General features: G+C 62.8%; 15 protein-coding genes. 5 read left to right on the forward strand and 10 right to left on the reverse strand.

Going from position 1 to position 20976, the window contains the following annotated elements:
- Window positions 1–5 precede the first annotated feature (5 nt).
- The 3 genes from INT40_RS10015 to INT40_RS10025 are packed head-to-tail and all read right to left on the reverse strand — an operon-like array spanning window position 6 to window position 2981.
- Window positions 6–1130, reverse strand: coding sequence for an Mrp/NBP35 family ATP-binding protein (locus tag INT40_RS10015; RefSeq protein ID WP_135447185.1), 1125 nt, complete (start codon window positions 1128–1130; stop codon window positions 6–8).
- A gap of 43 nt (window positions 1131–1173) precedes the next feature.
- Window positions 1174–1707 (reverse strand): DUF1003 domain-containing protein, encoded by a 534-nt coding sequence (locus INT40_RS10020; protein ID WP_101572507.1) that lies wholly within the window; start codon window positions 1705–1707, stop codon window positions 1174–1176.
- A gap of 2 nt (window positions 1708–1709) precedes the next feature.
- Complete coding sequence (locus tag INT40_RS10025) at window positions 1710–2981, reverse strand: magnesium transporter MgtE N-terminal domain-containing protein (protein WP_101572505.1); 1272 nt, start codon at window positions 2979–2981, stop codon at window positions 1710–1712.
- 191 nt (window positions 2982–3172) lie between these two features.
- On the opposite strand from INT40_RS10025, the gene INT40_RS10030 reads away from it, so the two are divergent.
- Window positions 3173–5098 carry a calcineurin-like phosphoesterase C-terminal domain-containing protein gene (locus INT40_RS10030; protein ID WP_135447183.1) on the forward strand — a complete coding sequence of 642 codons (1926 nt, stop codon included), beginning with the start codon at window positions 3173–3175 and terminating at the stop codon, window positions 5096–5098.
- A 133-nt stretch (window positions 5099–5231) separates the two neighbouring features.
- Here INT40_RS10030 and INT40_RS10035 read toward each other — a convergent pair whose 3' ends face one another.
- Window positions 5232–6308: a P1 family peptidase gene (locus INT40_RS10035; protein ID WP_096162881.1), complete on the reverse strand. Its 1077-nt coding sequence runs from the start codon at window positions 6306–6308 to the stop codon at window positions 5232–5234.
- A complete protein-coding gene (locus INT40_RS10040; protein WP_096162880.1) occupies window positions 6305–7819 on the reverse strand; it encodes an aminopeptidase P family protein in 1515 nt (504 codons plus the stop codon). Before INT40_RS10040 ends, INT40_RS10035 begins: the two co-directional genes overlap by 4 nt.
- Before the next feature lie 79 nt (window positions 7820–7898).
- Between INT40_RS10040 and INT40_RS10045 the strand changes: the two genes are divergently transcribed.
- A complete protein-coding gene (locus tag INT40_RS10045) occupies window positions 7899–8756 on the forward strand; it encodes a PHP domain-containing protein (RefSeq protein ID WP_096162879.1) in 858 nt (285 codons plus the stop codon).
- Between the two features lie 9 nt (window positions 8757–8765).
- Here INT40_RS10045 and INT40_RS10050 read toward each other — a convergent pair whose 3' ends face one another.
- Both INT40_RS10050 and INT40_RS10055 read right to left on the reverse strand, forming a co-directional pair.
- The gene (locus tag INT40_RS10050) at window positions 8766–9872 is read right to left on the reverse strand and encodes an acyltransferase (protein ID WP_096162878.1); all 1107 of its coding nucleotides are present in this window, start codon (window positions 9870–9872) and stop codon (window positions 8766–8768) included.
- A 135-nt stretch (window positions 9873–10007) separates the two neighbouring features.
- Entirely contained in the window at window positions 10008–11477 is a 1470-nt protein-coding gene (locus INT40_RS10055; protein WP_096162877.1) for a DEAD/DEAH box helicase, read from the reverse strand.
- Window positions 11478–11539: 62 nt separating this feature from the next.
- On the opposite strand from INT40_RS10055, the gene INT40_RS10060 reads away from it, so the two are divergent.
- Window positions 11540–12172, forward strand: coding sequence for a ferritin-like fold-containing protein (locus tag INT40_RS10060; RefSeq protein WP_096162876.1), 633 nt, complete (start codon window positions 11540–11542; stop codon window positions 12170–12172).
- A gap of 126 nt (window positions 12173–12298) precedes the next feature.
- Here INT40_RS10060 and INT40_RS10065 read toward each other — a convergent pair whose 3' ends face one another.
- Both INT40_RS10065 and INT40_RS10070 read right to left on the reverse strand, forming a co-directional pair.
- A complete protein-coding gene (locus tag INT40_RS10065) occupies window positions 12299–12520 on the reverse strand; it encodes a DUF3107 domain-containing protein (protein WP_096162875.1) in 222 nt (73 codons plus the stop codon).
- A 91-nt stretch (window positions 12521–12611) separates the two neighbouring features.
- Window positions 12612–13148, reverse strand: a complete 537-nt coding sequence (locus INT40_RS10070; RefSeq protein WP_240520347.1) for a TetR/AcrR family transcriptional regulator — start codon at window positions 13146–13148, stop codon at window positions 12612–12614.
- Between the two features lie 154 nt (window positions 13149–13302).
- Between INT40_RS10070 and INT40_RS10075 the strand changes: the two genes are divergently transcribed.
- Together INT40_RS10075 and INT40_RS10080 are read left to right on the forward strand one after the other, a co-directional pair.
- Window positions 13303–16575: a UrvD/REP family ATP-dependent DNA helicase gene (locus INT40_RS10075; RefSeq protein ID WP_193096027.1), complete on the forward strand. Its 3273-nt coding sequence runs from the start codon at window positions 13303–13305 to the stop codon at window positions 16573–16575.
- Window positions 16575–19760 carry an ATP-dependent helicase gene (locus tag INT40_RS10080; RefSeq protein WP_193070655.1) on the forward strand — a complete coding sequence of 1062 codons (3186 nt, stop codon included), beginning with the start codon at window positions 16575–16577 and terminating at the stop codon, window positions 19758–19760. The genes INT40_RS10075 and INT40_RS10080 overlap by 1 nt, the downstream gene beginning before the upstream one ends.
- 12 nt (window positions 19761–19772) lie before the next feature.
- Here INT40_RS10080 and INT40_RS10085 read toward each other — a convergent pair whose 3' ends face one another.
- Entirely contained in the window at window positions 19773–20873 is a 1101-nt protein-coding gene (locus INT40_RS10085) for an aminoglycoside phosphotransferase (protein WP_193070654.1), read from the reverse strand.
- Window positions 20874–20976: the final 103 nt, after the last annotated feature.

Consider the following 20976-nt stretch of genomic DNA (forward strand, 5'->3'; position numbering starts at 1 on the left):
CATGATCAGACGGGACTGAGACCGAGAGACTTGCCCGACAAGCCGCGTGAGCGATGCGCCAGAGTCGAGGCCAGCGAAGCGAATTCGCGCGCCGCGGGTGAGTCTGGCTGTCCCAACACAACGGGGGTTCCATCGTCTGAACCCTCGCGGACCTGTGTGTCGAGTGGCACCTGAGCCAGCAGCTCAACCTGTGAGCCGATGGTCTCGGACAGATTCGCGGCCACCTGAGCACCGCCGCCGGAGCCGAAGACATCCATCCGGGTGCCATCGGGCATCTCCATCCAGGACATGTTCTCAATCACCCCGGCCAGTCGCTGATCGGTCTGTGTGGAGATCGACCCTGCCCGTTCGGCGACCTGCGCGGCAGCCTGCTGCGGCGTTGTGACGACGAGGAGCTCGGAGCCCGGAAGCAGTTGGGCCACGGAGATCGCGATGTCACCGGTGCCCGGGGGCAGGTCAAGGAGGAGCACGTCCAGGTCGCCCCAGAAGACATCGGTGAGGAATTGCTGCAGGGCGCGGTGAAGCATCGGCCCGCGCCAGACGACGGCCTGGTTGGGCGGGACGAACATGCCGATGCTCATGACCTTCACACCATGGGCGATCTGCGGGATGATCATGTCATCGACTCGGGTCGGCTTCCCGGACAGGCCGAGCATGGAAGGGATCGAGAAGCCGTAGATGTCGGCGTCGACGACGCCCACGCGCAGGCCCTTCTGGGCCAAGGACACAGCGAGATTCGCGGTGATCGAGGATTTGCCCACACCGCCCTTGCCGGAGGCGACGGCGTAGACCTTCGTCAGGGAGTCGGGCCGGTTGAACGGGATCTCACGGCTCGTGCCGGGACCTTGGAGCTTCTCCCGCATCGCGGTGCGCTGCTCGGGGGTCATCGTGCCTAAGATCACGGACACCTCGGTGACACCCTCGACCTTGGACACCGCGGCTGTGGTGTCCTTAGTGATCGTGTCCTTGAGCGGACAGCCGGAGATGGTGAGAAGAACGGTGACGGTGACCTTGCCGCCGTCGATGCTGATGGAATCGACCATGTCGAGTTCGACGATGCTGCGGCGGATCTCCGGGTCGATGACCCCTGTCAGGGCTTCGCGAACGGAGTCCTCGGATGGCCCAGTCATGTGCTCACGTCCTTTCTCTTCCCGATCAATATTCCCGGGGCCTTCAGCCTACCTGCTCGCCATCGGACCGGTCACTTCGCCCGGGGTCGCTGACAGGTCCCTTCGTCTCCTCCTCGAGTTCCTTCAGGAGGTCCTTGAGTTCGGAGCGGATGAAGTCGCGAGTTGCGACCTCACGCATGGCGATGCGCAGGGCGGCGACCTCACGAGCGAGGTATTCCGTGTCGGCGAGGTTGCGTTCGGCTCGCTGCCTGTCATGTTCGAACTCGACGCGGTCACGGTCGGTGCTGCGATTCTCCGCCAACAGGATCAGCGGCGCGGCATAGGAGGCCTGCAGCGACAGGATCAGCGTCAGAAGTGTGAAGTTCAATGAGCGGGGATCGAACTGCCAGGCCTCGGGGAGGAGAGTGTTCCAAACCAGCCAGACGGCGCAGAACACGGTCATTCCCACGAGGAAGGCCGGAGTGCCCATGAATCGGGCGAAGCCTTCGGCGCCACGGCCGAATGTCTCCGGTGACATTGCGATGTTGGGGAGTCGGCGTTTGCTTGAACGGGGAACGTCGAAATCGTCAACGGCCACTGTTATCCCCTCCTGTGATCATCACGACCGGTGCGCCAGTCATCGGGAAGCAGCTCATCGAGGACGTCGTCGACGGTGACCACACCGATGAGGTGATCGTTGTCGTCGGTGATCGGCACCGACACCAGATTGTACGCCGCCAACAGTTTGGTGACCTCGCCCAGCGGCGAGTCCGGCGGCAGCGCCTCGACCTCGGTGTCGAGCATGATGCCGACAGCTTCGTGCGGAGGATGGCGCAGCATCTCCTGAATGTGGACGATGCCCAGATACTTGCCCGTCGGGGTCTCGATGGGCTGACGGCAGACGAAGACCGCCGCCGCCAGTGCTGCGGGAAGGTCCTCCCGTCGGACATGGGCCAGCGCCTCGGCGACGGTGGTCTCCGGCGTCAGGATGACCGGCTCTGTGGTCATCAGGCCACCGGCGGTGTCATCGTCATAGGACAGCAGGGTGCGCACATCCTCGGCTTCGTCGGGCTCCATCAGGGCGAGGAACCGTTCGGCCTGCTCATCGCTGAGCTCGCCGAGGAGGTCGGCAGCGTCATCGGGTTCCATCTCCTCAAGGACGGTCACCGCACGCTGGGTGTCGAGGGCGGACAGAAGTTCAACCTGCGTCTCATCCGGCAGCTCCTCGATGACGTCGGCCAAACGTTCGTCATCGAGGGCTCGTGCGACCTGAAGCCGACGTTCGGGTTTCATCTCAAACAGCACGTCGGCGAGGTCGGCAGGCTTCGTATCCTGGTAGGCCGCAATGAGCTGTGTGGCCTCCTGATCGACGTTGTAATCGGTAGGGTGCTCGGTGTCCGTCCAGTCGATCTGCATCGTCTCACCGCGTCTGCGGAATGCGGAGAAGGCGCTGCGCTCTTGGACTCTGCGTACGAAGAGCCGCGTCACCTCCCAGTCCTTGTTCACCTGCTGTTCGATGCCGACGTCTTCGATCTGGATTGGGGAGTTGTCCTCACGCAATCGCAGTCGACGGTCGAGGAGGTCGTTGACGACCAAGGTCTCCGAACGGCGCTGTTCGAAGCGGCGCATATTCACCAGCCCGGTGGTGATGACCTGACCGGAATCGATCGACGTCACCCGACCCATCGGCACGAAGACGCGTCGCCGACCCGGAACTTCGACGACGAGACCGATGACGCGGGGAAACTGGCGCATGGTGGCCCGGTAGACGATGACGGCGTCTCGAACGCGTCCGACCTGATCCCCGAGAGGGTCGAAGACGGGGACGGCGATGAGGCGCGCGACGAAGACTCTTTTCGGTGGACCACTCATGGTCTTAAGCCTACGGGGTCATCGCAGCAGTGTGCGCGAAACGCGCCTGGGCCACTGGCCGTGAGCAGGTTCCACGGACGCATCATCTCCCGTTCATCACACGGTCGTGCCTGCGCCATTCAGGATTCTCTCAGCTTCCCTAAGGTCTTTTCTCGGCAGCTCTTCTCACTACCGAAAACAAGGAGAACTAAATGTTCGAGAGACGACTTCGTCCGAGTGCGATGACGGGGCTCAGCGCCTGTGCCGCTCTCGCCCTGACGGCGCCGCTGGTGTGCGCCAGCTCCGCAGCGGCCGCCGATACACCGGCTGAACTCTATGAAGGCCACGTGCAGGTCGACCGGGGCCAGGCCGATGACCCCGAGGCATTGCAGGGGCAGGTGTTCGACGATGTCAACGAGAACTCGAAACTCGACGGCGACGAGACCGGCATCGCCGATGTCGCAGTGACCAACGGCGTCGACGTCGTCCAGACCGACGGAGAAGGCATCTACGAGCTGCCCGTGCGCGACAATATGACGGTCTCCATCACCCAGCCCTCCGGTTGGCAGGTTCCTGTCGACTCGGATAATTTCGCGCAGTTCAGCTACAACCATCTGCCCAAGGGCTCACCAGGCCTCAAATACGGCGGAATCAAACCCACGGGCGAGACTCCGAATGCCGTGAACTTCCCGATGATCGAGTCCGCGGCGACCGCCTCGGCGAAGCAGAACTGCGCGATCGCCTCCGACACGCAGGCCTATGACAAGACCGAGATGGGCTACGCGCGTGACGGCGCAGTCGGCGACCTTGCCGATCGTGACGACTACAAGGGCTGCGGCGTCCTCCTGCTGGGAGACAATGTGGGCGACGACCTCAGCCTCAATGACGAGCTCCGCGACGTCTACTCGCAGATGAACGGACCTGTCCGTGCCGCACCGGGCAATCATGACCAGGACTACGATTCGCCTGACGATGCTCACGCGCTCGACACCTTCCGTGACCAGTTCGGTCCCGGCTATTTCTCCTATGACATCGGCGAGACGCACTTCGTCGTCCTCGACAGCATCGAGTACTCGGGCAACGCTTCGACGAAGAAGTACAAGGAGAAGATCGGTGAAGAGCAGCTGGAATGGCTGGAGAACGATCTGAAGAACGTGGCGAAGAACGACCACGTCGTCATCGCCACACACGCACCGATCGTCGACCACCAGCAGGTCATCGTCGATGACGCACCCGACCTCTACGATGTCATCGCCGACTACCCGAATGCGGTGACGATCGGCGGTCACACGCACACGCAGGAGAACCTCGTCGCCGGCGAACAGCGCAAGGAATGGGCCGACGCGGGCATCGACACCCTGCCGAACACCCAGATCGTCGCCGGTGCCGTCTCCGGTGACTGGTACTCCGGCGGACTCAACGCAGACGGGCTTCCCTACGCCTTCACTCGCGATGGGTCAGAACCCGGCATTCTCACCCTCGAATTCGACGGCTCCGACCGCAGCGAGCGCTACACGGTCCGCAACGAATCCGATGATCATCAGCTGCTGTTGGGTGTGAACTCACCCAAATGGCGCGACTGGGCACAGAAGGCTCAGGACTGGCAGGACGCGGACAAGGCAGGCGAAGAGCCTGAGGCCATCTCCGAGCGCGTCGTCACCCGCGAGGACCTCAAACAGGGCGACACCTGGCTGACCTCAAGCTTCCTCGCAGGGACCTCGGATGCCCGAGTCGAGATGAGCTTCGACGGCAAGGCGAACACCGTCGCCGAGCACACTCAGCCCGGCAAGGGCGAGTCGCTGGCCAAGGGCTGGGAATACTCCGACCCGTACACGACATCGCAGAACCTGCGTACCTCGGGCAGCGTCGGTCAGACCAGTTCGCACCTGTGGCGCACAGAGATCCCCTCCGACCTCGACCTGGGCACGCACACCGCCGAAGTCACCGGCGCGGACCGCTACGGTCGTGAGTCCACGGAGACCATCCGCTTCACTGTCGTCGAGGACGAGGCCGCTGCGGAGCAGACCTCGAAGAAGCTGCTGCCGGAAGACGGATTCGACACACAGCAGGAGACCAAGGTCGACGAAGACGATCGCAAGGGGCTCGGCTCGGACGAGGCGCGACAGGCCGCGAACTGAGAGATTCCTTTGAGCGAACCGGTTGAGCTTGATTCGCATAGGACAGGGGCGGGCACCAACATCATCGATGTCGGCGCCCGCCCCTGTTTCAGTCTGCAGCCAGTCAGTCGGTCAAGTCGCCGCCGTGATCTGCTCAGTCCAATGCGGCGAAAGCCTGTGCAAACTCGGGGGCGATGTCGCTGAGTGTCGGTGGCTGGTCCCACGAGTCCTCCACCGGTGCGGCAGCGACGTGAGCGTCGATGACGGCCAAGCTCAGGGCATCCGCTGCCGCGGCGGTGATCGAGACCTGGTCGAGTGTCGAGGCCGCGAAGTCTGTAGGCAGGTCGACCTCACCAGTCGCGATGGAGAAGACGGTGTCGCCGTCGAAGAGCGTGTGCGAGGGGTGGACTGCCCGCGCGATGCCGGCGTGAGCACCTGAGGCCATGCGGGTGACCTGGGCCGGATCCAAGGTGGCGTTCGTGGCGACGATGGCGATGGTCGTGTTCTTCGCCGAGGTGGCCTCCGCCGTGGATACGGGGGCCGCGGGCAGGTGCCCGATCCCGGGCAGATCTAACCCATAGGAGCGCAGAAGTGGGCGCGCCCACAGCGTGCCATCGGGGGTGCCGATCGTCCCGAGCGGGTTGGCCACCACAAGCGCGGCGACAATGTACCCGCTGGGCAGTCGGATCGAGACCGAACCCAATGAGCTGCGCATGGTCTGCATTCCCGATCGAGCACCAAGACCGGCGCCGAGGCTGCCCCTGACCGAGGTTGGCTCTGCCCCTTCGTGGGTTGGCTGCAGAGCGCTATGAGCCGCAGTGACGCCGTCGTCGTGTGTGGGCGGACGGGCCGTCCCATCGCCGCGCCCGAGATCGAAGATCGCGGCCGCCGGGACGAGGGGAATGACCGTGTCCGCAAGTCCTGGGGCGGGGAATCCACGCCCCGCCTCGGCGAGGGTGGCAACGACACCGCTGACAGACTGCAGTCCCAGTGCCGAGCCCCCGGTGAGGACGATCGCATCGGCACCGTAGGAATGGGTGCCGGGGGCGATGACGTCCGTTTCATGGGTGGCTGGCCCGCCGCCGCGGACGTCGACGCCGACCTGCGCTCCTGGGGGAGGCAGTACGGCGGTGACGCCGGTCAGCCGATGCGGGGCGAACTGACCGGCGTGGCCCACAGCGATCCCCGGGATCTCCAGGATGCCCCGACCCCGTATCGGGCCTGCGTTCATCGTCCCTGGACCCAAGCCTCTACCTCGGCGCGGGTGCGCGGGAAGTCGGCCGAGAGGTTCTCGACCCCATCTGCGGTGACGAGCACGTCGTCTTCGATGCGGACACCGTTGCCGCGGAATTCTTCGGGCAGGAGCAGGTCATCGGTCTTGAAGTACAACCCGGGCTCGATCGTGAAGACCATGCCGGGTTCGAGCACTGCATCGAGATACATCTCGGCCCGAGCCTGCGCACAGTCGTGGACGTCGAGTCCCAGGTGGTGGCTGGTTCCGTGCACCATCCACCGGCGGTGATGCTGGCCTTCCGGCGACAGCGACTGGGCCGCAGAGACCGGCAGGATGCCGAATTCTTCGAGACGGGCGGCGATGACCTCCATCGCCGCTCCGTGGATTTCGCGGAACTTGACCTCACGGTTGACGTGATCAGCGGCGACAGCGAAGGCCGCATCCGAAGCGTCGAGGACGGCATCGTAGATCTTCGCCTGGACCTCGGTGAAGGTTCCGGAAACCGGGAGAGTGCGGGTGATGTCGGCGGTGTAGAGGGAATCCGCCTCTGCGCCGGCATCGACGAGGACGAGATCCCCGGCCTGCACCGCACCGTCATTGCGGATCCAGTGCAAGGTGCAGGCGTGATTGCCTGCGGCCGCGATCGTGTCGTAGCCGATGCCGTTGCCATCGGAGCGGGCAGCGGTTTCGAATGCAGTCTCGATGATGCGTTCGCCGCGTCGATGGGCGAGTGCATCGGGCAGTGCGGCGACGACGTTGTCGAAGCCGGAGCGGGTGATGGCCACGGCTTCACGCAGAGCCTTCACCTCATGCTCGTCCTTGATCAGTCGCAGCTCGGACAGCAGCTGTGTCAGCTCGGCATCGCCGGCTTCGGAGATCTCGAGATCGGCCTGCACCTGGGTGCGGGCGACGTCGATGACAGAGTCGATGCGGGCATCGGCCTGGCGGACCAGTCGAACGGAGATCGCGCCGAGGTCTTTGGTGATCGCGTCGTCGACTGTGGCCGAGCTCTCGGTGGCGATACCTGTCATCGTCGACATCGCTTCGAGGTCGGCGCGGGGTCCGACCCAGTATTCGCCGTACCGGGAGTCGGAAAAGAACTCGACGGTGTCCGACCCTGCGCGGGGGCGGAAGTACAAGGTCACGTTGTGGGTGTCGTCCTCGGGCTCGAAGACGAGGACGGCGTCGGGCTCAGAGTCGGCCTCGAGTCCGGTCAGGTGGATGAATGCAGAGTGGGCGCGGAACCGGTAGTCGGTGTCGTTTGAGCGCACCTTGTGACCGCCGGCTGGGATGACGAGTCGTTCACCGGGGAAGGCCGCGGAGACCTGTGCCCGCCGTTCGGGAGTGAACCCGGCTGCGGCAAGAGCCTGAGCGTCTAGCGGCGTGCGGTCCCACCCCTCGGCGACGAAATCGCGGAATGCTTGCGAATTGGGGCGGTGGGAGCGGTTGTTGACGCGATCGTCGAGGGCCTGGGTCGTGTCGGTGCTATCTTCATTCTGGGCTGTCATGCTTCCATTCTAGGCTCTGCCTGCAGGCAGAGCCTGAACGAGGATGAGCTTCCTCAGTGACAGCGGATAGACTGGGTGCATGGTCATTGATCTCCATGTGCACACTGCGTTCTCGGACGGGACTCAAACCCCGTCCGAACTTATGTCCGAAGCGTCGATGGAAGGCATCGACGTGCTCGGCCTCACGGACCATGATTCCACCGCCGGGTGGGCGCCAGCGGAAGCTGCCGCCAGGGTCTACGGTCTGGGTCTGGTCCGGGGAATGGAGATCTCGTGTCGACACGAGGGAATCAGCGTGCACCTGCTGTCCTACCTCCACGACCCCTATGACACCGGTTTGGCCGCGGTGGTCGAGGAGACCCGACGCGCCCGGATTGATCGCACTCACCTCATCATCGATCGTCTCGCAGAGGACTACCCCATCGACATGGACGCGGTTCTCGCAGTCTCCGGTGAAGATGCGACGATCGGTCGACCTCATATCGCCGACGCTCTGGTCGCCGCCGGAATCGTCGAGTCGCGCACCGAAGCCTTCGGCTCGATCCTGTCCAGCCACGGCAAATATCATGTCAGTCTGCCCACGATCGATCCCATCACGGCCATCTCACTGATTCGAGAGGCCGGGGGAGTCTCCGTCTTCGCCCACCCGCGCGCCGCAATGCGCGGACTGGTCGTCCCCGATACGGCGATGGCCGAATTCATCGCCGTCGGTCTCGACGGTCTTGAGGTCGATCATCGAGACAACCCGCCGAACGAACGCGAGATCATGCGCAGGCTCGCGAACGAGCATGATCTCATCATCACCGGGTCGAGTGATTATCACGGCACTGGAAAGCCCAACCGGCTGGGTGAGCACGTGACGACGGACCATATGTTCGCAAAGCTCCTCGATCGTGCGAACTCCCGTCCTGGGGGAGTCGACTTCATTCAGGGCTGAGCACCGATCTCACCCGAGGATTCTGCGCAGGCGCAGCTTTCCCCACGCCAAGCTGAGTGCGTAGGACAAGACCGCGGTCAGGCCGAGATAGCCCACATACTGCACAACCAGCAGCAGGGGCGAGGCATCGACGACGAAGAGGCGCTCGAAGAAGAGCTCGAGGAAGAAGACATGGACGAGGAAGGCACCGAATGAGGCACCAGCCAGTTTCGTGAAGAACCGTTTCGTGCGCTCTCCCAGTTCGATGCGGGAGATGATGAGGATGACGCTGACCGCCAGTCCCACGATGAGCGGGTTGGCATTGGCAATCGGGTACGAATAGTCCGATTCCCAAAAGAAGACCCCAGCTGCGCAGACTCCGAAAGCGAGCACGAGGGTCCACCTGGGTGGTCGCAGATCCTTTGCATAGTGGATGAAGAATGCACCCATGCAGAAGTACACCACCTGGTAGGTCGCAAAACCCCACCTCCAGGCGTCCTGACTGGAACCGAGCTGCTCAAGCACGAACGGCGCCCAGACGCTCGAGCCGGCCAAGACGACGGCCAGGGCTGCGAGCTTCCACGGCCGCTGCCCGCGCCAGAACAGCACGAGAGTTCCGAAGACGAGGATGAGTGGGATATAAGCGTAGAGATACCAGAGGTGGAAGGCAGGACGGTCGGCTTCGAGGAAGGTTCTGACCAGGTCGTGTCGCACATCGACACTGTCAGTGTCGAAGAGATTGAAGCCGAGGATGAAGATGATCGACCACGCGAACAGCGGCACGAAATGACGGATGATGCGATCCCAAACTTTCGCGCCTGACCGCGGGGGTGCACCCACCAGGGTCGCCCAGCCGGCGATCATGAAGAACATCGGCACCGCCCACGGATTGACCGCCTCGGCGAGGTGGCCCAACAGCCAGGCGTGACTGCTCTCTTCGGCCTCACCGCGTCCGATGAGGACACCACCGGAATGTCCGACCATCACAGTCAGTCCGGCCAGGACCCGCATGACATCGACGTCGTGGCGGTGGCCTTGGGAAGCGAGGGGGAATTCCTGAGGCCGTGTCTGGGGGCGGATGCCATCCGGTGGTGGTGCTTCGAAGGACTCCGCATCCGGTGGGTGTGAACCGAACAAAACTCACTCGCGTTCATGCTAGACGACATAGGCTCAGCCATTGTCTGGGCACGAATTGAACGCAATATGAACGAGCGGCCCCGGCCGGTGTGGTCGGGGCCGCTCGTTCGGCTGTGACGTGCTTAGACGAAGTCCCTATTCCGTGGAGTTCTGGCCTTCGCTGGGGGCGCTTGACGTGCGTCCCACAGGCTTGCCGCCGCGGGTGCGTCGACGTTCACGGCTGCGGCGTGGCTTCTTCGGTGCTTCGTCGCCTGCGGAAGAACCGCTGCGGTTCGAGGAACCGCCTCGCCGCGATTCAGATTTCTTGGGACCTGTGTGGTCGTCGGAGCCTTCGGTCTGCTGCCTGCGCAGGCGCCCCTTCGTTCCCTTCGGAATGGAGAGGTCGGTGAAGAAGTGCGGTGAGGTCGAGTAGGTCTCGGCCGGTTCGTCATGGTCGATTCCGAGAGCCTTGTTGATCAGACGCCAGCGAGGCATGTCGTCCCAGTCGACCAGGGTCACGGCGATGCCCTTGTTGCCGGCACGACCGGTGCGGCCGATGCGGTGGACGTAGGTCTTCTCATCGTCAGGGCACTGGTAGTTCACGACGTGGGTGACATCGTCGATGTCGATTCCGCGGGCCGCAACATCGGTGGCCACGAGGACGTCGACCTGACCGTCGCGGAAGGACTTCAGTGCCTTCTCACGCTGGGCCTGGCCGAGGTCGCCGTGCAGGGGCTTGACCTGGAAGCCACGGTCGCCGAGTTCGGCGGCGAGCTTGTCTGCGGTGCGCTTGGTGCGGGTGAAGATGATGGTGCGTCCGCGTCCCTCGGCCTGCAGCATGCGGGCGACGAGTTCGCTCTTGTCCATGGAGTGGGCGCGGTAGACGAACTGTTGTGTGTTCTTGCCCAGCAGTGACAGGTCTTCGTTGTCGTGGGCGCGAATATGTGTCGGGCGGCTCATGTAGCGGCGGGCCAAGGTGATGACCGCGCCGGGCATGGTGGCGGAGAAGAGCATCGTCTGGCGGTGTGCGGGCACAGCGTTGATGATCTTCTCAACGTCGGGCAGGAACCCGAGGTCGAGCATCTCATCAGCCTCGTCGAGGACGACCGTGCGGACCTTGTGCAACCTAAGGACCTTGCGCCCGTAGAGGTCGAGGAGGCGGCCGGGAGTGCCGACGACGACATCGACACCCGATTTGAGCTTCTTGATCTGCGGGTCGAAGTCCATGCCGCCGTAGATGGTCATGATGTCGATGTCACGCTGAGTGGATGCGGTGACGAGGTCGGCAGCGACCTGCTTCGCGAGCTCACGTGTGGGGACGACAACGAGAGCCTGGGGGAGGCGTGTCTCACTCGAGTCGGACACCATCTCGGGCGTGTTCTCGGGATCGACCGGGGCAGACCCGTCTTCATTCTTGCCCATGACACGCTGGAGCAGAGGAATGCCGAAGCCCAGCGTCTTGCCGGTTCCGGTCTTCGCCTGTCCGATGATGTCGGCTCCGGACAGTGCCACCGGCAGTGTCATCGCCTGGATCGGGAAGGGGTGGGTGATGCCCTTGGCAGCCAGCGCGGCCACGATCGGTCCAGCAACTCCAAGTTCAGCGAAATCTGGTTCTGTCTCCGCCATGTTTCAAAACTCCTTTTAGCGCCTTCGCGCTCGTCATGGTCGTGAACCGGTACTCTTGAGTTATGCCCGATTCTGCCCCATTGGCCGGTAATAATGCTGCTACGCTCGCGCTTCTGGCGTTCGGCGAGCTGACCGCTTTCGAACGAATGGCCACCAACGCAACCACCGCTGTGCACATGGACGATAAAGTCACTTTGGCGCGGCTGGCCTCTCTGTCCTTTGCGAACTTCGAAGAGCTCTCGCAGCACATCAGTCGATTGGGCCAGGATGCGGTCGAGCTCTGTCAGCATTTCGAGCCGACCTTCTCCGTGCTGGCTGAACGGACTCGTCCTCGTGACTGGCACGAAAGTCTCATGAAGGGATTCGTCTTCGACGGAATCATGAATGACTTCTACCGCACGGCCGTGAATGAGCTCAGCGAGCCCGGATACAGCCTGGCAATTACAATTCTCGATGATACACGTGCGACCGAATATGTGCGCAATCGTCTGACTGCAGACGTGGCTGCCGACACCCAGCTGGCCTCGCGTCTGGCGCTGTGGGGACGCAAGCTTGTGGCCGAGACCCTGGGGCGTGCACGCAACCTTCTCACCGACCCGTTTCTCGGCATCGACGAGGAATCGGTGGTGGCATCGATTCCTGCGGTGACGGCCAATCATTCGAAGCGGATGTCGGCTCTGGGACTCGTCGCCTGAGGCTCCGCGATTCCGGTACGTGAATAGGCTGGGGGCCCGGTGAGAAACCGGGCCCCCAGCCTATTCACGGGGAATTCACCGAGACGCGGTGTTCAGCCGTGCACGATGCTCTGCGCAGGCAGTCGTTCAGGCTCCGAAGCCGACGCGACGGGCAGTTTCCGTGCCGATCTCCACATAGGCCAAAGCCGATGCCGGGACGAAGACCTGGCGGCCCTTCTGGTCTGTGAAGGACAGCAGCGAATCGGCCTTGACGGATTCTTCCAAGCGTGCGGCCAGATCCTTCGGTGTCTCGTCGGAATCCATGACGATTTCGCGTGGTGACTGCTTGACGCCGATCTTGATTTCCATTGTGCTCCTTGTACAGGTCGTGGTGTGATTCGTGTTCAGCATAACGTCAGCGGAGACGTGTTTTCTTCCCTCATCAGGTCAGAGTTCCCAGTCACTTCGTAGTGAAGGACTGGAGTCCGCCCCAGCTCATCTGTGTGAGCAGGCTGACGGCGGTGTCGACGTCGATCTCCGGCGTCGTCTCAAGCTGTTTGACGACGACCTCGGCGGTGCCGATGAGCGTCCGGCACAGCATTCGAGCCTGGATGTCATCAAGATCGGTGTAGCTCTTCAGTGCAGACACGACACGGGAGGCGGTGCGTTCACGCAGGTTGCGGATTCGCTGCTGTGCCTCGGGTTCGTAGACATCTGAGTTGAAGAGGATGACGAATTCTTCGCGGTGGGAGACGACGAATTCGAAGTAGGAACGATATGTGGCACGGACCTTCTCATGGGGATCATCGGTCGATCCGATCGCGACATCGAGGGCCGTGTCGAGGTGCGCGGCGGAATCGTCGATGAGCGCCAGGTAGAGGTCTTGCTTCGATGCGAAGTGCTGGTAGAGGACAGGCTTTGAGACGCCAGCCGCCTCGGCGATCGTGTCCATTGAGGTGGTCCGGTATCCGCGGGTTGCGAAGACAGAACGTGCCACCCCCACCAACTGGTCACGGCGCTGTTCACGGGGCAATCTTTGTTGCGGACTCGACATCCCATCATGCTACGCGAAAACCTAGTCCGGGTCCCGGCAACGCGCTCGACCTCGGCCACATCGCCCCCATGTCCGTGGCTCGTGATGGAATACGAGTATGGATGAAGTGACTGAGGGAATCGGCGCGAAGCTGCTCGCGGGGGAGTCGGTAACGGTCGTGGGACGTCCCGGAACGGGCAAGACGACGATGCTCGAAACCGTCTACGCGCATCTGATGTCGGCGGTGAGTCCCGCATCGGTGCTGGTTCTCACGCCCAACCGTGATCATGCCGACGTGCTGCGCAACCGACTCGCAGTGCCAGCAGATGCAGTGTTGGCAGCGGCTCCTGCTCGAAGCATCTCATCGTTTGCCTACGGGATTGCCCGGGCGGCTCACACGACGCAGACCGGGGAAGACCTGGAGTTCATCTCGGGAGCGGACCAGGACGTGTTTCTCGCTGATCTTCTCGCCGGGCATGAGCACGGCTATGTTCGAGGCCCCGCCTGGCCGTCCGAGATCACCGCGGAGGTGAGATCGACTTCGGCATTTCGGACAGAGGTCCGTGACTTCCTCAACAGAATCATGGAATTCGATTTCGGTGTTCGGGTTCCGGCCCCGGCGGTCGACGGTGTGCCCGGTCAGGCTCCGGAATTCGTGTTCGACTTCGGTCGCAGCGTCCTTGGTCGTGTGCTTGAAAGACACCACGATCCGCGGTGGGAGGCTGTGGCCCAGGTGCTCGACGAGTACCTCGACATCATGAGCATGCCCGGCTACGGAGGCACAGACTCTGCGACCGTCCTGGCGCGAGCGGCGTTCGAAGTCCTGCGCGAACCCGCCGAGGTGACCGCGGGCCGAGCCTGGACCTTCGCTCCCGATGTGGTTCCCACCGTTGTCTTAGCCGATGGAGTCCAAGATTTCCCCGCTGCGAGCTGGGGTCTGCTAGAGCAGCTGCGTGAGCGCGGGAGTGCTCTGGCGCTGTTCGGCAGTCCAGAAACCGTGACCGGACGCTTTCACGGGGCCGACGCCTCGATCATCGATCGCAGCGTTGCCGATGGGGACTTCACGACCGTGGTCCTCTCCGACGTGCAGGGCACGGGACCCGACATCATCGACGTCAGCGATGACTTCGGTCGCCGCATCACCACACGGTGGGGTCTGCGCCATATGCCGCGGCCCACGGGGGATCCTGAGACCACAGACGACAGCTCGGCACCCGGTGACGTGTCCCTCGACGCCGATGTCGACACACCCGATGGCGCGGACACTTCGTCCGTGAATGATGTGCCAGCGAGCGTGGAGACGCATGTGTTCGAGGGAGCAGCCTCGAGCTATCGGTACCTGGCGAGGCGAGTGACGGAGTTCGTCGACGCCGGCCATGCGTGGTCAGATGTGGCCGTGCTGTGTCGGAACACCTCGACTGCCCGAGTCGTGGCGAACGAATTGAGTGCCTCAGGCGTTGCGACCGCGAACATCATGCAGCCTCTCAGCATCGATCCCGCCACCGCACCGCTGCTCGAGCTGCTTTCGCACACACCAGACTTCGCTGACGACGAATCGATTGCGGCACAGGCTCTGGCCTTGGCCGGAAGCGTCTATGTTCGTCTCGACCCGGTTCAGATCAGACGATTCAAACGCGTGGTGAGGAAGAATTTTCCGGCACCGAACAGTTCGACGTCTCTGGCTCACGCACTGCGCAGCGAGGTCGACGACTCATCTCCAACCGGGCTGGCCACGATCGCTCGGATGCTGCGAGCAGCAGCTGAGGTGCGATCGGTCGACCCGCATCAGGCACTGTGGATGATCTGGTCAGCGTCGGGTGTGGCCGAGAGGTGGCAGTCGGAGGCGCTTCGAGACCCGGAGTCAGTGGCCAATTCCCACCTGGACTCGGTGCTGCGGTTGTTCACCTTAGCGGAGAAGATCTCCGACCGTGGAGGATTCACAGCACGCTCGTTCGCTGGGATCGTGGCCGAACAGGACATCGCGCAGGACTCCTTGGCTGCGCGGGCCGGCACGGATGATCACGTGCAGGTGGGCACCCCGTCGTCTCTGGCACATCTGCGAGTGCCGCTGGTCATCATCGCCGAGGTGAACGAAGGGGTATGGCCCAACCCGAAGATTCGTGGCGGCATCCTCGGGCTCGACGATCTCAGCGCCGTGCTGGCAACCGGTGATACCGCGACCGGTGACCCGGGCTACCACTCCCATGCCAAACGGAAGAACCTGCGCGAAGAGGGCGAACTTTTCTACACGGCGCTGACTCGGGCCGAAGCACACATCATCGTCACCGCAATCTCTGATGCAGAGAGCAGCCCATCACCGTTCTTCGACGTCATGGCCGCACGAACAGAGAAGGGCACGGAGGATGCCGACAGCTACGCGATCACTCACGAAGACGAGCTCCTTCCCCTGTCGCTGGCAGAGATGGCTGCGCACACTCGGGCACGCCTGCTGAGTGCCGCTGCAGCCCCGGGACAGGAAGAAGCACCCGATGAAGAGGTGGAGGACTGGGCGCAGCTGCTGGCGGCGCTGACGGCCACCAGCTCTACGGTCGAACCACCCGAACAATGGCGTGAGACCGAAGACATCACCTCCTCAGAGCCTCTCTTCACCTCCGAGGACACAGTGCGAGTCTCACCATCGCAGGTCGAGTCCTTCACCGACTGCTCACTGCGCTGGTTCCTCACACGCAACGGAGGCGATAGGCCAGGGTCGATGGCCCAGAATCTGGGGACAATCATCCATGCCGCGGCGGAGAACTTCCCACGGGGGCCTGCCTCGGACATCCGGGAATACGTCGACCATGAATTCGCGACCCTCGAATTCGACGCGGAGTGGGAGCGGGATCGCGAACACTCTGTGGCGATGAAGATGGCCGACCGCCTCGGTGAATACATCAAGACCGCACCCGGTGAACCCATCGGAGTCGAAGCTCAGGTGTACGCCACCGGGGTGGATGACAAGGGCCAGGAATGGAAGGTCACCGGGCGCCTCGACCGACTCGAACAGATGCCCGAGGGCATCCGAATCGTCGACTTCAAAACCGGAAAGAACGTCGTCAAGGGTCAGGAGATGCCCCGCCACGCTCAGCTTGGTGTCTACCAGGAGGCGATCAACTCCGGAACCATCACCATCGGTGACGACCAGGTCATCGACGCTAAAGCGTATGGAGCGGAACTCGTGTTCCTGCGCCATTCCAAACAGACGACGAGAGAGCAGTCCGCGCTCGAGATCGACGAAGACCCGGGGTGGGCCCGAGACCTCATCAACGATGTCTCCGATCGTATGCGAGCTGCCGAATTCCCGGCCCGAGTCGAACCTCAGAAGTGTCTGAGCTGTCCTGTCCGCACCTCCTGCCCGGCAATCGGGCCACAGACGTTGGAAGAGTCCTGATGCGCTTCACTGCAGAACAACTGGCCCGCCTGACCGCCGCCGATCCCGGGCAGGCATTCCCACCGAGCGAAGAGCAGCGAATCATCATCGAAGCCGACCCGCAGCAATCGATGAAGGTCACTGCCGGCGCAGGTTCAGGCAAGACGACTGTGATCTCCCAACGCGTCGTATGGCTCGTGGCCAATGGCTTCGTGGCCCCCGAAGAGATCCTGGGGCTGACCTTCACTCGGAAGGCCGTGGGCGAACTGGGCGGTCGGATCAGAGTGCTCCTGGCCCGGCTGCGCCATAACCTCGGGCTGGGGGCGGAGATGAGCCTGCCTGGTCTCGACAACCCCACAGTGTCGACCTACAACTCCTATGCGGCTTCAATAGTCAGCGAGCACGGAATCAGCATCGGCATCGAACCAGAGACGGTGCTGCTCGATGATGCCGCCGCCCATACGATCGCCGGTTCGATCGTCGACTCCACCTCAACAGACGAGATCCCCGGGGACTTCGCACGAGAGACGATGATCGCTGACATCATCTCGCTGGCAGCGGCGATGAATGACCATGGTCGCGACCTCGACGAAGTCACGGACTATCTCGACCAGTGTCTGCAGGCACTCGTCTCGAGCAAGGGCAAGCCCGTGGATCCCAACGGTCGTCGGGCCAAACTCGAGGCGAAGATCAAGACAGCGAAATTGGCCGACGCATACATGATGGCCAAACGTCGCAACCTGGCCATGGATTTCTCGGACCAGGTGCGGTTCGCTCAGCGCATCCTCGACGAAGTGCCGGCGGCCCGCAGCGCCGAACAGCAGCGGTGGTCGATCGTTCTCCTTGACGAATTCCAAGACACTTCGGTCGCACAGCTGAACCTGCTGCACGACTTGTTCCAATCCACCGCTGTGACCGCCGTGGGCGATCCCAGGCAAGCCATCTACGGTTGGCGCGGTGCCAGCGCCGACAACATGATCCGCTTCTCAGCAGACTTCGACAATGTGGAAGCACTGACTCTGAGCACCAGCTGGCGCAACGACCACACGATTCTCCAAGTCGCCAACCGGACAGCTGAGGGATTGGCCGGGAGCAGAGAAACGCCGTTGTCGGCTCGCGCAGGAGCAGGAGACGGTGGCGTGGCCATCGACATCAGTTCGGGAGCACACGATCCGGATTTCCTCACTGTCGGACTCAGGTCACTGACACAGTGGGTCGCCACCGTTCCCGCAGGGTCATCCATCGCGGTTCTGTGCCGCAAACGCGCCCATTTCGCACCGGTTGCCGCGGCATTGGAAGCTGCCGGCTACGCCGTTCACGTCCACGGCTCATCGGGTCTCCTGAGCGACCCCTTCGTCGCCGACCTGCGGGCAGTGCTCACGGCCGCCGTCGACCCGATGGCCGGTGACAGTCTGATGCGGCTGATCAGCGGACGTCTGCTGGGACTCGGTGCCACAGACATCGCCGCTCTGCAGACATTCACCCGGAAGCAGAACGATTCGCGACTGGCCGAGTTCATAGGCGAGAGTCCTGACGGTGCTGGAGTCGTGCCCGAATCCATCGACCAGCCGACCATCGTCGAAGGCCTTGACGAACTCATCGACCTCTCTGACACGCTCGACGGGTCGGCACGCAACGCCGACGCACGGTCAATGGTGAACAACTTCCGCAATTCCGGTCTGAGCACGACCGCACTCGACCGCCTGGTGAGGTTGGCACGGGCTCTGCGCCATGTCCGTTCCGGTTCGGGGACCATCGCGACCATCATTCGTACCGCGATGACTGAAACCGGCGTCGACTCCGACATCTGGGGACTGAGTGACTCTCTGCGCAACCTCCACCGCTCTGCGATCGACTCCTTCCTGTCCGCTGCAAGCCAGTACTCGGCAACCGACGATCAGCCGTCCGTGCCGGGCTTCCTCGAATGGCTGACCCTGATGGAGGCGAAGGATGCGCTGAGCGTGGCCGAGCCGAATTCAGCCTCCGACGCGATCGACATCATGACGGTCCACGCCTCGAAGGGACTCGAGTTCGACGCAGTCGCTGTGCCGTCGTTGGTAGTCAAGGACTTCCCGACGGAACCGCGAGACAAAGAAGGGTGGATGGACAGAACAGCACTTCCGTACCCACTGCGAGGCGACCGCGCTCATCTGGTCGACTATGATCTTCGCACCGCCGACTTCGACACGAAGAAGGCACTCGATGAATGGGTCAGCGAATTCATCAAACCAGCCATCGCGGATGCGCACGAGGAAGAGGAACGACGCCTTGCCTACGTGGCATTCACCCGCGCCAAGCACTACCTGTGGTTGGGTGCGGAGCTGATGGGCGCCAGAGCCAACCCAGACGAACCGTCCCCGTTCCTGACCGAGGCGATCGAGGTACTGGAGTGCAATGTCGACATGCCGGAACCCGCCGAGGAATCTGCTGAGGACCGTATCGAAACAAGCATCTGGCCCGTGCCCCGGACTGACCGCGTGTCCACAGCCAGGCGAGCGGCAGACTGGGTCAGCTCCGCTGCCCCGGCCGGCCTGGATGAGTTGGGGCAGAAGCCGGGCTTGGTGGGCCGATATGCGCGACAGGCGCTGCGGATCAGCAGTCGCCAAGGCGCAGGCACCACCGGAAGCGTGCCGGATCGACTCTCGGCGACAGCACTCGTCTCGTGGCGCAGAGACCCCCAACAATTCATCACTCAGACATTGCGCCCGATCCCGAATCCCCCGAGCCGAGCCGCAGAGATCGGAACCACCTTCCACTCCTGGGTCGAGCAGCATTTCGGACAGGCGAGCATCGACATCGACGACGAACAACAGGTCCAGGCCATCGACAAAGCGACGATCGAACGTCTGCAGCAGACATTCATCGGCTCCGAATTCGCGAGCAGGCATGCCGATCACATCGAGATGTCATTCGAACTCGTCCTCGGCCGGTTCAGAGTCCCTGGCAAGATCGACGCGGTCTTCATCACAGGCGATCACGCTGAGGTCGTTGATTGGAAGACGTCCAAACAGCCGGACGAGCAGACTCTGGAGGTCATGAAATGGCAACTGGCTCTCTACCGGTTCGCCATTCAGCGGGTCCATCCCGAGATCACCGAGGTGACGGGGACCTTCTACTTCGTCGGCAGCGACGACATCGTGAGGTTCACCCAGCTGCCGGAGGAAGCCGACATCATTGCGTGGTTGGAGGCCAACGACAGCACGTGAGGCAGGAACAGCTCAGTTTGAGGGGCGAGGAATTCCCCCGGTCGGTTCACCGTCGTCCGATGCGGCATCCTTGTCGATGATGTCTTCAGTCTCCGACTCGGGCTCTTCGGGCGGCACAGCCTCCGTGTGAACTGGGTCGTGGACCGTGTCTGCGGCTGCTGGTTCCGGGGGAGTGGCAGCAGGCTGGGCATCGTCTTTGGCGAACAGGACATCGTTGAACGAGGACAGAAGTTCACCTGCGTCCTGAATTGCCTCCTCATCGCCGGAATCTACTGCTTCGAGCAACCAGTCGAGAACGGCGAATTCGGCCAACAGCTCGGCACGGGTGATGACATGTTCGTCGGCCCGTGGTCGGGAGTTTCTGTACTCGCTGAAGAAGGACGGAACAGCAGCAGGATCGATCAGCGCCGAGGCTGCAGCCAAATCGATGGCAGGGTCTGAGACCCGCATACGCTCGATTCCCGACAGCGCGAGTACGCGTTCCTGATCGGTGTAGACACTGGTTTCGTCGATCGCACCGTGGATGGGGGTGGCGAGGAAGCGCCAGAGAGAGACCTTCTCAAACTCCTCTTCCCAATGCTGGAGCAGATCAGCTGGCACCCGACCTGTGGCCGCGGCCTGGTCGAGCCTCTCGAGGATCTGAAACTGGAACCGTGAGGGGTCCTCGACGGGGAAACCCGCCTCGGAAATCGATTCTGGTGCTGCCGAATGTACGGTGGCCAGAGCCTGTGCCAAGGAACTAGCTCGAGCGACGTCTGCAATGGCCTGATCACCCACAGGGGCACCAGGCAGGGGGTCGATCAGGGTCACAGTGATCGGTGCAGACGTGTCGAAGTATGCAGGCTCAACCTCGGTGATGGCGCGCAGATGAGGCCAGACGAATCCGGCATGCGGATACATCATGTCGTAGATTCGAGCTGCTTCGGCAGCCGAACCGGTGTCTGCTGACCGATCGAGGCTTGTCTGTGCTGTCGCCACCAACTGCTGCTGACCATCGTCGAGCAGAACTCTGATTCCCAGTCCCAACGACGGTAGGGGGACCCATTCCGTCGGGGAAAAGTCGTCGAGCATCGTTGCCGCGACAGCTGCCAACTTGAGCGCCTTGGTATTCACCCTCCCCAATCTACCGTCTGGCACGGCCGGAGACAGAAGATTTGGCCGTTGAGCGTGTCAGCACCCACACTTCTCGCGTCAGGACCCTGAGTTATCGTGGAGG

The sequence above is a fragment of the Brevibacterium sp. FME17 genome (assembly GCF_014897515.1).
In the GTDB taxonomy this organism is placed as follows: domain Bacteria; phylum Actinomycetota; class Actinomycetes; order Actinomycetales; family Brevibacteriaceae; genus Brevibacterium.